Raw genomic sequence first — 15454 nt, 5'->3', positions numbered from 1 at the left:
CGGACGGTCGCAGGCGAGGGTCTTCGGTGTGTCGATGCGGGAACGTACGGCAACCACCGAACGCCTCTCGAAGCCCGAGACGTGCTCACACGGATCCATCGCGGTACAGCCGAGCCCAGCGGTTCCCGGCCCGGATCGCGAGCCAGCGCCCACAAGCACCAACGAAGACGCCAGCGCCAGCCAGGATGGCACCGCTCGAGGCCGTCACCGGATTCGAGGCAAAGCCGACGATCAGCGTCGGCAGGAGCACTATCGTGACGCCGATCGTGAACGTCAGAAAGCGGACGCCGTCGAACAGGAACTCGTTCGGGTCGAAACCGGCGATGTAGACCGTGAGGCCGTAGTAGTAGATGGCAAGCCCGATCAGGAGGACGAATCCGACGAACGCGTCCAGCATCGCCGGCTGGAACCAGACGATTGCGACGAGGTATGCCCCGGCCATCGTCGGTATGCCGACCAGGAAGAAGGCGATCCGCTTCGCACGAAAGACGGCCTCGACCGAGACGGGATACGGAAGGTACGATTCGACGGCGTCGAACTGCGTTAGCCAGTTGTACGTGGTAAATGCCGAGAGTCCAAGGACGCTCCCGAAGAATATTCCGGGAGCCGGTTCGATCCCGGTCAGTTCGCGAACGACCCCGACCAGAAACGCGATCACTGCGAGGATGATCGCCGCCGATACGATCGGTTTGAACAGCCCGCCACTCGAGCGCGAGAGATCCAGGAGCGTTTTCGCGACGAGTGGATCGCTCCCCGGCAGGGACTCGAGTCGACGGAACCGCCGGCGATAGGTTCGCGGTGGCGTGGTGTACGACGGATCGTACAGTTTCATCGCGAACGCGCCGATGCCGACGGCGACCGCGTACACGATCGGCACCACCCAGATCGGTTCCGTGAGCGCCGTCGCTGACGGAACGGAGACGTCTGGCTCGAGGAGCCACCAGCCTGCGGCGACCATCAGGCCGCCAGCGAGGACGTAGCGTGCCGAGAGGCCCCGGGTTCCCAGTGCGATGAGCAGGACGGTCACTGCCATGCCGACTAGGAAGAACCCGAAGAGCGACAGCCACGCCATCACGACTGCCAGTGGCGTCCACACCGAGAGTCCCTCGATCGGGACGACCGCGAGCGAGAGCGGGCCGACGATCGTGAGTCCGTAAAAGAGGGCGTCTTTGACCAGGAAGTGGCCGAGGAGGCGACGCCGTGAGAGCGGGAGCGTGCTCGAGGTGCCGAGAACGAGTGACAGTTCGCCGAACACGTTCTCGAGCATGTCCGAACCGGCGAAGGCAGCCGTGCCGCTGTAGAGGCCGAAGGCGACCACGGTGACGGTCAGCCCGCCGTAGAGCCGGCCACTCGAGTAGCCGCTGTGTGTCAGGACGGTCGCCGCCAATCCAACGAGAAGGGCGACGGCGAGCGGAAACACGTAGAATCGGCGGCCGCCGAACAGGCAAACGTGCAGACGCCACTCCTCCCGGAGCAGGGTGGAGAAGAGAATCCAGTCTCGATGGCCAGCTAATCGGTTTCGTCTTGCGTGTAAGCGCCCCGTCATCGGTGCTCGGCACTGGCAGCGGTCGCCTCGAGCGACGCCCCATCTCTGTCGTCGTCGGTCTCGACGGCCTCGAGAAAGTGCTTCCGAAGGTCAACTGCTTCGCCGGTACCCTGATTGACGATGCGGCAGGTGCCATCGACGACGATGCCCACGCGCGTACATATTCCCTCCGCAACGTCGATGTTGTGCGTCGAGACGACGATGGTGTTCCCCCGGTCGACGTACCGGCGAAGGAACGCCGTCACCTGTTCCTGTGCCAGCGGATCGAGGTTCACCAGCGGCTCGTCGATGAAGACGAGGTCGGGGTCGTGGAGGAACGCCTGGCTAATCATCACCTTCTGTTGTTGCCCTCGTGAGAGGTCGGTGTGGAGCGTATCGAGTTTTTCCCGGAATCCCAGCCGGGTCGCCCAGGTATCGAGTCGGTCGTCGACGAGTTCGGGTTCCATCGACCGGATCGAGCCGACGAACTCGAGGTACTCTCGCGGGGTGAGAAAGCTCGGCGGCGGCTGCTGTTCGGGCAGAATTCCGACCCGCGAACGGGTTCGAATCGGTTCGCTCGTCGGATCGGTGCCGAAGACGGACGCTTCCCCGGCGTCCGGCGTGAGCTGTCCGGTGAGAATGGCGATCGTCGTCGTCTTTCCGGCACCGTTCGGCCCGAGGACGCCGAAGAGTTCACCCGCGCCAACCTCGAACGACAGTCCCGAGAGCACCTCGACGGAGCCAAACGACTTCTCGAGGTTCGTTGCCCGTAGTACAGCCATCGAATGCGTGTGGGTACGGTCGTGTAATAACAGTGCTGCCCATTGTGGCCAGGGATGACAGTTGCCATCCTTGCTATCCACTTGTCACTCGTGAGCGTGCTGGCCGCTCCGGTTGCGCCACCCGTTCACCCCGTCGAGCGAGCGATCAGTACTCCGTTCCGCGTCGCGCTCGCTGGCCCGCATCGATCGGATGGCGTTGCTTTCGCACCTCGGTCACGAGATCCGCCGCCTCGAGCACGTACGTCGGCTCACTGTGGCTGCCGGTCAACACGAGTTCGAGAGCGTCGGGTTTCGAGCGAACCAGCTCGAGAACGTTTTCGGTGTCGATGAGCCCCATGTCAGCCGCGTACAGGATTTCGTCGAGGATGAGCATGTGCACGCCGTCGACGGGATCGGCCTCGAGGTCGAACGGGGATTCGAGGTCAGCGTCATCGGCGCCCTCGAGCAGGGAACGCGCTCGCTCGAGGCCAGCCTGGGCTTCCCGCTCGTGATCGACTTCGTCGCTCCCGTCGGCCATGCCGTGCCAGCCGTACTGGCCGAGATTTTCGTAGCTAAATCCCGGAAGTGCCTCGATCGCGTTGTACTCGCCCCGAACCGCCTCGACGCTCGATGCGCCGCCTTTCATGAACTGGAGCATGTGAACGCGAAACCCATTGCCGGCGGCGCGAAGCCCCATCCCCATGGCAGCCGTCGTTTTTCCTTTTCCATCTCCCCACCAGACCTGAACGAGGCCGAACTCCTCGGGTGTGCCTGGGGTAATCGGCTGTGCCGTTGGCGTCTTTCCGGCCCCGGGCGTGTTCTCGAGGACGGTCTCGGGTTCGTCCGGTTCCCTCGAGTCGTCTGCGGACGTCATTAGTCGGACACTCGACCCCCGTCGGTATGAATCGCCCGTTGAACGACTGAAGGTGTTGGTGCTATCGTAACAACTGAAACGGTTCACACACTGATCGCCGATACGTCTGGCGATCAGGTGTGCAATGGCTTGCAGTGGCTACTATAGTGGGTTTCCACGCCTGAACTCCTGGGCGAAATCGGGCGATTACATTCGATTCCGCTCGGTAATGACCCGTAATAGAGGTATAGCCGTGTCACCGTGCAAATCGCCGACTACAGCAGCAACGAATCGGTGATCTGCTGTGCGCCTGTTAGGAATAGTCCCAGACGACGGTGGCGTCGTCTCGTCGCTTCGCATACTCCGTTCGAGCCCACGCGACTGCGTCCGGGTCGTCGGAGTGTGCAACGCCAACGAGCCCTGTCTCGGAGTAGACGGTAATACCGGCGACGACACTCTCGTCGTTCTCGGCGATCCAGATCGCGTACGAATCCGACAGTTCCGTCGTCAGTAGTCGGCCACCGTCTGCGTCGATAATCTCGCGGAGGCGTGTGCGTTCGATTTCGGACATCCCGTCGAACAGCGCAACATCGAGAATGAGTTCCGCCGAGAGCCCGCCGTTGTCGATCGACGCGGCGAAATCGTCGAAGTACTGCTCGAAGACCGTCGGTGCCGTTCCCTCGATCGATCGCGCCTCGTAGATCAATCGCATGCTGGGCTTCAGTGCCGTCCACGGTGCCTGCTGGTCGGGGAGGTCGATCGTCGCATTTCGGAGAAACTCGATACTGATCGATTCCAGCGACACCTGCTCGAGGATTGGTTCAGCCGCCTCGAGGTGCTCGAGATCATTCAGATACCGATTTCGCGCCTCCATGGCGAGTCGCCCCTTCTCTGTCGCCCGATAGTCGGAACCCTGCTTGTCAACACAGCCGGACTCGAGCAACGCTGCCATGCCGCGGTCGACCGTCGAACGAGAAATCGAGAGCGACTCGACGAGTTCGGGTTTCGTGTAGCGCTGCTCGAGGAGGGCTTCGAGCAGGCGGTCGCGAGTCGTGAGTACCTCGTCCATTGCCGTGGTCGTATCTATCGTGTTCGTGGAGAGATACTAATAACTCGCGGCCGATATTCTGCCGCTTCGCCGTAAGGTCAGTACCTTCTCGAGGGCGTGGCGTACCTTCGCTGGTTCGTGGGGGCGGTCGACGTGGAAGGTGTAAGCTCCACTAGCGTCTGAGGAAGACGGACGTCTCACCGTGGCTACGACCGGGTCGAGGGTTCAGCCACCCGATCGGTAAATTGCTCCCGAACCTTATCGATTTTCGGCGCGGCGTGCATCCGACAGTAGGCGTCGGTCGGGTTCTTCTCGAAGTAGTCCTGGTGGTACTCCTCGGCCGGGTAAAACGTCTCGAGTGGCTCGACCTCCGTGACGACGCCGTCGTCGTAGACGTCGGCAGCCTCGAGTTCGTCGATGAACGCCGTCGCGAGTTCGTGCTGGGTGTCGTCGTGAGTGAAGATTGCTGAGCGGTACTGGCTCCCCACGTCGGGGCCCTGACGGTTCAGCTGCGTCGGATCGTGCACCGTAAAGAAGATCTCGAGAAGTTCGTCGTAGCCGATAGTCTGTGGATCGTACGCGAGCTGGACGACTTCGGCGTGTCCCGTTTCGCCGGTGCAGACGGCCTCGTAGCTGGGGTCGTCGACGTGGCCGCCGGCGTAGCCCGACGTCACGGATTCGATTCCCTCGAGTTCCTTGAACGCGGCTTCGATACACCAGAAGCAGCCACCGCCGAACGTTGCGCGTGCCTGTGCCATGTCGGTGGGTAGGTCGCCTGCGGGGAAAGATGTGACGGGAGCGCACGGAAACGGTGCTCGAGGCGGCCACACCTGACGCCGTGGGTGGCACGGACGGGGAATCACCAGTGATCGTCGACCCGTAATGGTACTCACCGGTGCTCCTACACCGATTCGTCTCAGAGATCCCGCCGCTTGAACAAGAGGATACCCAGTGCCTGCAGCGCCACGAACGCACCCAGGAGAATCACCGAGTCGACCGGATCGAACGTGCCGTCGATAACGATCGGCGTCGGTTCGTAGTACTGGGTCGGGCTGAGGTAGGCGAGCCAGCTGAAATCGCCCGACCCACTGACGACGGATTCCCCCAACCAGAACAGAAAGAGCAGGCCGATCGCGGCTCGTTCCGCGATACTCCCTCGATCCACGACGACCGAGAGGAGCATCCCGAGTGACGCACAGACGAGGAAATACGGGATCGACAACACGTGTACGAGCGTCAGATGCACGGGATCGATCGACTCGCCGATGGCGAACACCAGGCCGTAGATCACGATTCCGACGACGAGATTCAATCCCAGCATCGGGACGAGCAACGCGCTGAACTTCTCACCGAGCAATCGTGCCCGGGAAATCGGGAACACCCCGAGGATATCCATCCGTCCCTGTTCGATATCGTTCGCAACGAGGCCTGCTCCGGCGTACGCGAAGTAGATCCCGAGTCCGAGCAACCAGAGGAACGTATAGATTTGTCCGCCGAGGAACCCTTCGATCGTCCCGAGCGCCTCGATGCCGAACGCCTCGATCATCGCCGGCGGCACGTCCTCCTCGAACATCGCTTCGATATCAGCACCCTCCCAGACGGTGAAGTACCAGACGATGAACGCCGAATAGAGGCTCAATCCGACGGCCAGAATGCCGGTTCCCCGGAGCCGTCGTCTGGCCTCGAACCGCGTCGTCTCAAACATCGAGCTCACCTTCCGGGTCGTCCGGTTCCTCGCCGTAATAGTGCAGGAAAATGTCTTCGAGTGGCGGCTCGCTGATGTCGGCCTCGAGAACGTCGTGGTTCGACAATACGCGGAACAGCTCGTTGTATTCACCGGTGTAAATGAATTGCATCCGTTCGTCGAACTGGTGAACGTCGACGACGCCCTCGAGCGCGGCGAGCGCGTCCCGTCCGTCCGGTGTCGTTTGCACCCGAACGCGTTTTCCGCTGCGCTTGAGCAACGTTTCGACTTCCTCGAGTTCGACCAGTGTCCCGTCCCGAACGATACCGATGCGGTCGCAGATCTGTCTGACTTCGCTCAAAATGTGCGACGAGAAGAAAATCGTCGTGCCCTGCGCTCGCTCTTCGCGAATGAATTCGTTGAACTGCTCCTGTTTGAGCGGATCCAGCCCGGACGTCGGCTCGTCGAGAATCACGAGATCCGGATCGTGCATGAACGCCTGGATAATCCCGAGCATTCGCTTGTTACCACTGGAGTAGCCTCTCACGGGGCGGTCGAGCGGCGGTGTAAATAGCTTCACCAGCTCGTCTCGGCGAGCATCACCCTTGACGGCGGCGTGATACGCGAGGATTTGAGCGCCCGTCATCTCCTCGTCGAACCCGAGGTGGTCGGGCAAGTAGCCGATGTTCCGTCTCGCCTCGATGAGTTCGGACTCGTTCTGGATGTCCGCCCCGAGCACCGTGGCCGAGCCGGACGTTGGTGACATCAGCCCGAGCAACGTCCGGATCGTCGTCGTCTTGCCTGCCCCGTTCGGCCCGAGAAATCCGAACACCTCGCCCTCTTTCACCGTAAACGAAAGGTCGTCGATCCCTCGTATATCGCCGTAATACTTCGAGAGATCGTGAACCGCTATCGGCGCCATAGATCCGACACGTCCGTAGAACGGATAATAACTCGGGTATGAGGAGTATCGGCCGTGTTGACTGAGGCCTGTTGTGACTTCTGGTCGCCAATAAACGCTTATTTCGATGGCCTGGGAAGGGTCAGTATGCTCCGAACGCTGCTGGCGGTTATCGCTCTTCTCATGGTGTCGATTCCACGCAGAATCGTCAAAACTGCTGAGACCGTAGCGTTCGAGAACCCAGAGGACGCCATACTCCGCGGGTGGACCATCCCGATGGCCCGCCTCGAAGGGATCGGGTACCTTCTCCTCCTCGTACGCCGGACTGGATTCCTCTCGGGTGTCGTAGGCGTAGTATTTGGCCTGTTAGGATCAGCCGCAGCGGTCGTCCCGCGTCAGTACCTGGATTTTGGGTTGTCGCTCGCTTACAAGAATCCAGACGACATCACCGTGAAATCGTGGGTGATCCCGATGACACGGATACTTGGAATCTCTGCGTTCGTGCTGACGGTCGTGTTGCTCCGCGGTGAGGACGACGATTGATGCTGCGGAGTGATCTTGTCTGGGAATGTCTGAATGCCCGATATCATCGCATGACCGATTAGCACGTTTCCCAGGCGGCTGAATTAGCACATCTGAATCGAAACGAAGCCGATCACTCTGCTGCATCCATTCTCTTGATTCGGTACACCGATTCTGTCGCGATCGAAGGGGTCACCGGCGCGGGATGCCCGAAAACTCGGGTTACACACTGTGACTCGAGTTGCTCAACGCTCGTCAGCGTCCGTTCTCGATCCGGATGCGGTCGGTTCAGGATCATCGTCAGTGCGCTCCAGTGGCGCCCTCGAGTCGCCATCCGACCCTGGCTGAACCGGCAGTTCGTGTGGGTCTGCCTCGTCGTCACCGTGGATGGCGTCGTCCCGCTCGAACAGGTAGAACACGATGCCGACGAGCACGATCACCAGTAGTCCGGGAACCGGCACCGTCTCGACGGCAACGTACAGAACGAGCCCCGAGAGCATCGTGGTCGCGACGAAGGCAGCCCACAGCCACGGTCGCTGAAACTCGAGGCGGGTCGCGTCGCGGTAGACGAAGGCGGCGATGAGTCCGATCACCGCGAGTCCGACGACTGTGACGAGAACCGACGACGGAATCATGGCGAAACGATGGGACGAGCGGGAGAAAAGCGTTCCGTGATGGGTGTTACAGTGGCTGTACCGGTTTGACGAATCGACGCGCATCGGGCGTCTCACTCGAGGACGGCAACTGCTCGAACCGGCGCGGCGTCCGCGTTCGCGACAGAGAGCGGATAGGCGTGGACGTCGAACGATCGATTCGGCGGGAGCACCTCGAGCCCCCGGAGGTTCTCGAGGAGGAGTCGGTCGTCGGCGAACATTGCCCGGTGGAACGGGTAATCCGTCGGTTCGTCGGCTGTGTCGCTCGCAGATTCGGTCGACGTCGACGCCGACGTCGACGTCGGATCGACGTTTAACGCGTCAATGCCGACGTGGAGGCCACGTTCGAGCAACCAGTCGGCGGCGTCGGCGGTCAGAGACGGGTGCTCGAGATATCGGTCGGTTCCCCAGTGGGCGTCCCAACCCGTTCGACAGATGCAGAGATCGACACCGGCCATCTCGGTGTCCACGGCGGCCTCGAGGTCGCCCCCGTCGATCGCTTCGCGGGCCTCGAGCGGTCGACAGTCGGCCACGACGGCGCGAAACTGGAAGGTCTCGAGATCGAAGTCGTCGAGCGTCGGGCCGTCCGCTTGCATGTGTGCTGGAGCGTCGATGTGAGTTCCTGCGTGAGAGCCGAACGCGAGGGTCGAGACGGCGTATCCATCGTTGGCCACCGTTGCGACTCGGTCGATATTGACCGGCGGATCGTCGGGATAGCCCGTGATCCCGGTCTCGAGCGGATGCGAGAGGTCGTAGTGGCTCATGGTGAGTCTCGGGTCGGATCGATATCGGCGTGCCCGATCCCTATAGCTACGGGTTGACGCTACCTGCCCGCGAGCGCGACGTGGCACCCGACAGCACCCGCACCTTTAGGGGATCACGTGAGTCATCTGCCATATGGACGACGTCCCGGAAGCAAGAACGCTCTCGAGATCCGACCTCGAGGCCATCGTCCGTTCTATCGAACCGACGTGGACGGTTCGTGAGGCGAGGCCCGCCGAACGGGGATTTTGCTCGGTCTACCGGGTCGAGACGGCTAACGGGGAAACGGTCGACGGCGAAACGACCCGAACGCTGTACGTAAAGGCATCACCGGACGGGCGTCCCTGGGCGATTCCGAGCGAGGCCCGGCTCCAGGCGGTTCTCGCGACTCACACGTCGATTCCCGTCCCCGAGGTCGTCGGCGTCGTCGACGACCACGAGACGCTCCCGACCCCGGCGTACCTCATGCACGCGCTCCCCGGCGAAGACGTCGCCTACGAGCGGGTCGGTCGACTCGATGACGACGCGCTCGGACGGCTTGCCAGGGAAACCGGACAGTACCTGGCCGAATTGCACTCAGTGCCGGCAGTCGACGCTTTCGGCCACGTCCGTTACGACGGCCCGCAGCTACGCGGTGAGCAACCCGATGGCGACCCGGCAACCCTGACCGTCGGGGAACCCCGGGCAGCATGGTCGACGTACTTCCAGGAACGGGTCGACCGCGCGCTCGAGCGCCACGTCGACTCGGGACTTTCCGCGCTTACGCCCGACCTGGCCCGGTGGTTCGAAGCGGGGGTCGAGGCCCTGGAGGGGCCGTTTGATCCCGTCCTCGGACGTAACGACCACGGGTTGCACAATCTCCTGATCGACCCCGACACGGGCGAGATCACCGCCGTACTCGACTGGGGGTACACCCTCGCCGTGCCGGCAGCCTACGACTTCGAGTTCGCCGTTTACCTCTACAGCGGTGCCTTCCTCGCGGGGGTACCGGACGTTCCCGACCGACGGTCGCTCGTTCGCGAGGAGATGCGCGCGGGGTATCGATCCGTCGCGCCGGATCGCGCCGAAGCGGTCTCGACCCCCAGGCCGCTCTATGCGGCGATGGCGATGGTTCGCATCATGAACGACTTCCACCACCTGGACGTACCCGAAGATGCCGAAAAAACGGTGAGAGAGTACATCAGGGCGGACGTTCGGACGCTTCTCGAGCGATCACCTGCCGATTGTATTTGATACCGGAGACGAGCCAGATCCCGGCGGACGAGAGGTGGTTGGTATCGTTCCGCGTTCTCGCCTCGAACAGAGACTCGAGAACCAGCGCCTCGAGTTACTGGTGAAGAAGGAAAACTGCCTCCGATTCTTCGGCTCCGATCTCGTCCGCGAGTGACTCCAGGTACGCGTCGACGACCGCCAGCCGATCATCAGCGAGCGCACGGCCCGCTTGGGTATACATCCGCTCGGGAAGCAGGCGGATCTTCTTGTGGAAGTGATTGACGCTGGTCTCGCCGGCACGCGAGTCGTCTTCGGCGGGTGGACACGAGGGATCGTAGATCGTCGTGCCACGTTCGCCGCCGTAGGAAAATACGCGGGCGATCCCGATCGCACCGAGGGCGTCGAGATTATCTGCGTCCGACAACAGGCGAGCCTCGATCGACTGTGGTTCGACGTCGTTCGAAAATCGGTGTGCACGGATGCAGTGGGCGATTTCGTCGACCGTTCCATCGGTGAGGTCGAACGCTTCGAGAACGGCTGAGGCTTCCTGGGCACCCCACTCTGCGTGATCGTCGACGACGCCCTGTTCTTCGCCCGGCCGACCGATATCGTGGAGGAGGACGGCAGAATACAGCACCTGTTCGTCGACGTCGTGGGTCGGTTGGTTGGATGTGAGTTCGACGACGAGTCGACGAGCGTTCGTTTCGACGCGCTCGACGTGGTGCCAGTCGTGTGCTGGCGCGACGTCGCCGTCGAAATACGATCGAGCGATCGGGCGGATTTGCTCGAGCAGCGAGGTCATACCCGCACATTCGAGGCGGCTTCCAAAGTCGTTCGGTACTGGGACGGCGCTGCGATGGCGGCTTGGACCCACACACCGACCCGCCACCGGTAGGTCGACATCCATGGCGAACCGCGACCGTCTGACTAACAATTAAGAGTGAGCCATACATGGTCGGTACTATGGACGACACACCACAGGAGATCACCTCGCTCGTCGGCCGCGAGGTCTACTCGAACAATGGCGTCTTCGTCGGCGAAGTCGAAGACCTCAGACTGAACGTCGGTGGCGAAGCGGTCACCGGATTAGCGCTCGGCAATCTCAACTACACTCTCTTCGGCAACGACGTGACCACCGCACGCGGCGTCATCGTCCCGTACCGGTGGGTTCGCGCGGTCGGTGACGTGATCCTCGTCACCGACGTCGTCGAGCGGGTCAAGGAACCGGACGAGGAAGAAGAAGAGATCGTCGCCTGAGGAGGGCTTTCGTAACAGGTGGTTACCGATCGTCGACGTTGTCGTCGGCGGTCGGCGATACGTCACGACAACGATCCAGTAGCCGGTTTAGCTGCCGTTCGACCCCTCGCCTTCGACGCCCATCGCGTCGAACAGGGTTCGCTTCACCGCTTCCTCGGCGAGCATGAGGAGCGTCTCGCGCGTGTCGTCGGAGATGTCGATGCCCGTAAAGATCCCGAGCGGAATCTCCGCGCTAGCCTGGGTGGAATGGCCCGCCGTATCTCCGATTTCGCCGTAGGCATCGGCCAGCACACTCCCGATGTTCATTCGAATGTCCTTCGAGCGCGCCGCGAGGAATATCGTTTCCTCGGCGATCCCGAACACGGCCGTCGTCGTGACGCCCTCGAGATTCAACAGGTGACTCGCGGCCTGCATCAGTGCCTCCCGGTCGCGGACGAATCCCGCGTTGGAGACCAGGTGACTCCCCGAGACGTCACGGTTTGCGATGGCCTCGGCGAGCACGTCGAGTGTCTCCGGCGACATCGACGGCGATTCGACCTGCTCGAGCGTGTCGTGGTTCGCGAAGGGATACAAGTACGCGGCGGCGGTGAGATCTGCTGGGGTCGTGTCGCGCTTGAAATCCAGGGTTTCGGCGCGAATGCCGTAGAGGAGGGCCGTGGCGACCTCCTCGGAGACGTTCATGTCGAACTCCTGGATGTACTTCGTCATGATCGTCGACGTCGAGGACATGTTGGGTCGAATGTCCGTAAAGCGCGGTTCGAACTCCTCGTCGGGTTCGTAGTGATCGATCAGAATGTCGACCTCGAGTTCCATCTCCTCGGTGGTGGCGTGATCGACGAGCGCGACGGTATCGTAGATCGACGGTTCCTCGACGTCGTCCCACTGCAGGAGTTCGATCCCGAGTAAGTTGACGAACGCTCGGTTTTCCTGGTGACCGATATCGCCGAGGTAGACGATATCGGATTCGACGCCCAGATGGGATGCGATCGCCTGCAGGGCGGCCCCGCTCGCGATCGAGTCCGGATCTGGGCTGGGCTGGGTGACGATCGCCAGTCGGCCGCTCGTTTCCTCGACGATGTCCGCGAGCGTCGCGGCGTTGTGCTCGAGTTCGCCGGACTCGAGCGCCCGGAGGGCGGAGTCGGCGATGACGGTCGAGGGGTTGATGACGATGTCCGCGCCGAGATCCGAGAGCTCGTCACCCGAAACGGGGTCGCTCGCGCGCGCGACGATGAACTGATCGCGGTCACCGTTGGTGTCGCGGATGCGCTCGACGGCCTGTTTGTTCGCTTCGACATCGGAGGCGAGGATGAGGACGACCGAGCGGTCGGCGACGAGCTCGGCGGCCTCGGGTTCGCGGATGTCGGCGGTTCTGGCGTCGAGATCCTGATCGCGGAGGGATTCGACGCGGCTTTCGTCGCGGTCGATGATCAGGACGTCTTTCCCCTGATCGACGAGTTCTTCGGCGACGGCGTACCCGACGCTGCCACAGCCGAGAATCGCGTAGTCAGAGATCGACGAGATCGTAACCCCCGTACTCATGTGACAGTCTGGTTGAACCGACTGTACTTAACGTTCCCGAAGACCGTTACGGTTTCCGTTGCACGTCGAATTTGTGACCGCCGTTTTAGAGTGTCGATACGTGGCATAACGGTGTTCAAAGGAAACCTATTTTACCAGCGGGGAAAAAGTCCGGGGTACAGGGCCGGTAGCTCAGTTAGGCAGAGCGTCTGACTCTTAATCAGACGGTCGCGTGTTCAAATCGCGCCCGGCCCGCTTCTGCGAGGAACGGACGTGACGAGCGAAGCGGCCATTACGCGATTTGAATCGCAGGGAGGAGCTTTGCTCCGACCGTGTGTTCAAATCGCGCCCGGCCCGCTTTGCTGACGCGGACATTTCCGTGAGGGACAGGGAACGGAACCGGCCCGCTCCTCATTCTTCTGTTCGGATCGAGGTGGTCGAAGATTCGGAAACTGTGAGTCACACGACTCGACTCGAGTGCAAAACGGTGTGGGATTCAGAGAGACGACGGGTCGACTTCCTCGCCGTCGAGGGTGACCGTCACGTCGGGGGCCTGTCCGTCGACGTCGCTCAGTTCAAACGCGGTGAACTCGCCGCAGACCTTCCACTGCGTCCAGGAATCGGTCAGGTACCAGTCCGCCCAGTTCTCGCCGTAGGCCTCGCCCTCGGTAACGTACTGTGCCAGATTCGGGTCGGGTTCGACCGAGCCGTCGGTTTCCAAGTAGTAGTCCGCCGACCCCTCCATTCGGAGGATCGAATCGCTCGAGTCGGCGCCGGTGCCGTCGTTCTCGAGCCCACTAACGCCCAACTCTTCGGGATCGGTCGCTTCGCCGTCGAGGTAGAACGTCAGGTCGAGGTTGCCGTCTTCGTTCGCAGCGACCTGGAAGGTGGTGAAATCGCCGGTGACGTGCCACTCCGTCCACGAACCAGTGAGATACCAGTCCGCCCAGTCGTCGCCGTAGGACTCGCCCTCGGTGAGGTACTGTGCCAGCTCGGGGCTCGGCTCGACCGAGCCGTCGGTCTCGAAGGCGTAGTCGCCGGCCCCCTCCATTCGGAGGATCGACTCGCTCGAGCCGCCGTCCTCGAGGCCGGTCACACCCAGTTCCTCGGGATCGATCGCCTCGCCGTCGAGGTAGAACGTCAGGTCGAGGTTGCCGTCTTCGTTCTCACTGACCTGGAAGGAGGTGAAGTCGCCGGTGACGTGCCACTCCGTCCACGATCCAGTGAGGTACCAGTCCGCCCAGTCGTCACCGTAGGATTCGCCTTCGGTGAGGTACTGTGCCAGCTCGGGGCTCGGCTCGACCGAGCCGTCGGTCTCGAAGGCGTAGTCGCCGGCCCCCTCCATTCGGAGGATCGACTCGCTCGAGTCGTCATCGTGGCGTTTCTCGAGCCCGCTAACGCCCAACTCCGCTGGTTCGACCTCGTCGCCGTTGAGGTAGAACGTGAGATCGAGATCGAGATCCTCGTACGTGTCGACCTCGAAGGTCGTGAAGTCGCCGGTGACGTGCCACTCCGTCCACGACCCAGTGAGGTACCAGTCGGCCCAGTCGTCGCCGTGGGCTTCGCCCTCGGTGAGGTACCGGGAAAGCGCGGACGACGGTTCGACCGTGCCATCGGTCTCGAAGGAATACGAACCGGCGCCTTCCATTCGCAGAACGTCACCTTCGGGCTCGCTGGGTTCCAGACTCCCGGAACCGGACGAGATACCGGCTGCAGCCTCTTCGGGTGAGGTTGGAACCCCCTCGGGGACGAAGTCTCGCGGATTCGTTCCGGAATTACCATTGAACGAGACCGTCGAACCGTATCCATCGCGAATCCCGCCGTTGAAGTCGGTGTTGTACTGGACGTCGGTACAGTCGATGTCACACCCACCGCTGTTGCCCGAACCCGCGACGATCGCGTAATTCCGAGAGCCGGCGTCGAGGTGACAGTTCTCCAGTTCGACCGGTCCAGGACCCCACGCCCAGACGCCGCGACCGTTGTAGCCGCTGGTGTTGACCGCGACACAGTTCGTCACTTTGTCGCCGCTCGAGGAGATCCGGTAGTGGGAGATGTCGTTGTCTTTCGTGTAACAGTTATCGATGTGGACGGTGCCGCCCGCACCGGTGTACCCCGGCGCGGAGCAGTAGAACGCGTTGTCGAGTGCGCCCTCGATGTAGATGTTTCGGAAGTCGATGTGCCCGGAGTGTTTTGGGGAGACCCAGATCCCCAGGCTCGGATCGTATCGGTCGGAGGCGGAGTCTCGAACTACGCCATCGCCGATGTAGAGGTTCTCCGCGACGGACGTGTTCCCACCCCGATCGGAGCAGGTGAACGCCCGGTTCTCGCCCGAGATCGGCCCGCGCCAGCCAACGTTTCGAACCGTCCAGTTCGTCCCGTGGGCGACCAGTACGGCTGCAGCGCCGGATGCTGTCTGATCGAAGATGACGTTTTCGAACGTCTCGTTGTCGCCGACTCGGACCACGCGACGCTCGTTGCGGCTGAGCGTGATCACGTCGTAGTCTTCGCTCGCACTCGCACTACCGGCGATAGCACCGCCGCCAATGACCGCTCCGGCGAGGGTCAGGTAGGATCGGCGCTTGAGGGTATGTTTTGTCGATTGTTCAACTCGTCCAGAATCCGGATCTACAGATGTCTCTCGGTCTGAATCCGCCTGTTCGCGTGCCATGCAGTACGATCACTGAAGGTATTGGATCATAAGTCTATCGGCATATACTGAATAAATGCATCGAACACTCATGGATTCCTGACCATCTAC

General features: G+C 62.0%; 15 protein-coding genes and 1 tRNA gene. 4 read left to right on the top strand and 12 right to left on the bottom strand.

Annotation, left to right across the window (positions count from 1 at the left end):
- Positions 1-85: 85 nt before the first annotated feature.
- The 7 genes from NGM68_RS18080 to NGM68_RS18050 form a co-directional block, all read right to left on the bottom strand.
- Positions 86-1546, bottom strand: a complete 1461-nt coding sequence (locus tag NGM68_RS18080) for a hypothetical protein (RefSeq protein WP_252699610.1) — start codon at positions 1544-1546, stop codon at positions 86-88.
- Positions 1543-2307 carry an ABC transporter ATP-binding protein gene (locus NGM68_RS18075; RefSeq protein WP_252699609.1) on the bottom strand — a complete coding sequence of 255 codons (765 nt, stop codon included), beginning with the start codon at positions 2305-2307 and terminating at the stop codon, positions 1543-1545. Before NGM68_RS18075 ends, NGM68_RS18080 begins: the two co-directional genes overlap by 4 nt.
- Positions 2308-2452: 145 nt before the next feature.
- Positions 2453-3160 (bottom strand): cob(I)yrinic acid a,c-diamide adenosyltransferase, encoded by a 708-nt coding sequence (locus NGM68_RS18070; protein WP_252699608.1) that lies wholly within the window; start codon positions 3158-3160, stop codon positions 2453-2455.
- A gap of 292 nt (positions 3161-3452) precedes the next feature.
- Positions 3453-4208: a helix-turn-helix transcriptional regulator gene (locus NGM68_RS18065; protein ID WP_252699607.1), complete on the bottom strand. Its 756-nt coding sequence runs from the start codon at positions 4206-4208 to the stop codon at positions 3453-3455.
- A 185-nt stretch (positions 4209-4393) separates the two neighbouring features.
- Positions 4394-4945, bottom strand: coding sequence for a peptide-methionine (S)-S-oxide reductase MsrA (gene msrA / locus NGM68_RS18060; RefSeq protein WP_252699606.1), 552 nt, complete (start codon positions 4943-4945; stop codon positions 4394-4396).
- A 158-nt stretch (positions 4946-5103) separates the two neighbouring features.
- Entirely contained in the window at positions 5104-5892 is a 789-nt protein-coding gene (locus NGM68_RS18055) for an ABC transporter permease subunit (protein WP_252699605.1), read from the bottom strand.
- Positions 5885-6793 carry an ABC transporter ATP-binding protein gene (locus tag NGM68_RS18050; protein ID WP_252699604.1) on the bottom strand — a complete coding sequence of 303 codons (909 nt, stop codon included), beginning with the start codon at positions 6791-6793 and terminating at the stop codon, positions 5885-5887. The genes NGM68_RS18055 and NGM68_RS18050 overlap by 8 nt, the downstream gene beginning before the upstream one ends.
- 126 nt (positions 6794-6919) lie before the next feature.
- Between NGM68_RS18050 and NGM68_RS18045 the strand changes: the two genes are divergently transcribed.
- Positions 6920-7315, top strand: a complete 396-nt coding sequence (locus NGM68_RS18045) for a hypothetical protein (RefSeq protein WP_252699603.1) — start codon at positions 6920-6922, stop codon at positions 7313-7315.
- 224 nt (positions 7316-7539) lie between these two features.
- Here the strand turns inward: NGM68_RS18045 and NGM68_RS18040 are convergent, their stop codons facing one another.
- Positions 7540-7929, bottom strand: coding sequence for a hypothetical protein (locus NGM68_RS18040; RefSeq protein ID WP_252699602.1), 390 nt, complete (start codon positions 7927-7929; stop codon positions 7540-7542).
- 92 nt (positions 7930-8021) lie between these two features.
- The gene (locus NGM68_RS18035) at positions 8022-8711 is read right to left on the bottom strand and encodes a cyclase family protein (protein WP_252699601.1); all 690 of its coding nucleotides are present in this window, start codon (positions 8709-8711) and stop codon (positions 8022-8024) included.
- A 133-nt stretch (positions 8712-8844) separates the two neighbouring features.
- On the opposite strand from NGM68_RS18035, the gene NGM68_RS18030 reads away from it, so the two are divergent.
- On the top strand, positions 8845-9942 hold the full coding sequence (locus NGM68_RS18030) for a phosphotransferase family protein (RefSeq protein WP_252699600.1): 1098 nt from the start codon (positions 8845-8847) through the stop codon (positions 9940-9942).
- A 94-nt stretch (positions 9943-10036) separates the two neighbouring features.
- On the opposite strand, the gene NGM68_RS18025 is transcribed toward NGM68_RS18030, so the two are convergent.
- Positions 10037-10714, bottom strand: a complete 678-nt coding sequence (locus NGM68_RS18025; protein WP_252701457.1) for an HD domain-containing protein — start codon at positions 10712-10714, stop codon at positions 10037-10039.
- 170 nt (positions 10715-10884) lie between these two features.
- Here NGM68_RS18025 and NGM68_RS18020 point away from each other — a divergent pair, with 170 nt between their 5' ends.
- A complete protein-coding gene (locus NGM68_RS18020; protein ID WP_252699599.1) occupies positions 10885-11178 on the top strand; it encodes a PRC-barrel domain-containing protein in 294 nt (97 codons plus the stop codon).
- An 87-nt stretch (positions 11179-11265) separates the two neighbouring features.
- On the opposite strand, the gene NGM68_RS18015 is transcribed toward NGM68_RS18020, so the two are convergent.
- Positions 11266-12717 (bottom strand): DHH family phosphoesterase, encoded by a 1452-nt coding sequence (locus NGM68_RS18015; protein ID WP_252699598.1) that lies wholly within the window; start codon positions 12715-12717, stop codon positions 11266-11268.
- A 160-nt stretch (positions 12718-12877) separates the two neighbouring features.
- On the opposite strand from NGM68_RS18015, the gene NGM68_RS18010 reads away from it, so the two are divergent.
- Positions 12878-12951: transfer RNA gene (locus tag NGM68_RS18010), tRNA-Lys, on the top strand.
- 241 nt (positions 12952-13192) lie between these two features.
- Here NGM68_RS18010 and NGM68_RS18005 read toward each other — a convergent pair.
- The gene (locus NGM68_RS18005; RefSeq protein ID WP_252699597.1) at positions 13193-15364 is read right to left on the bottom strand and encodes a hypothetical protein; all 2172 of its coding nucleotides are present in this window, start codon (positions 15362-15364) and stop codon (positions 13193-13195) included.
- Positions 15365-15454: the final 90 nt, after the last annotated feature.

The sequence above is a fragment of the Natronosalvus vescus genome (assembly GCF_023973145.1).
Classification (GTDB): domain Archaea; phylum Halobacteriota; class Halobacteria; order Halobacteriales; family Natrialbaceae; genus Natronosalvus; species Natronosalvus vescus.
Note: the sequence above shows the minus strand (reverse complement) of the source record. Positions and strands in the feature narration are given on the sequence as shown.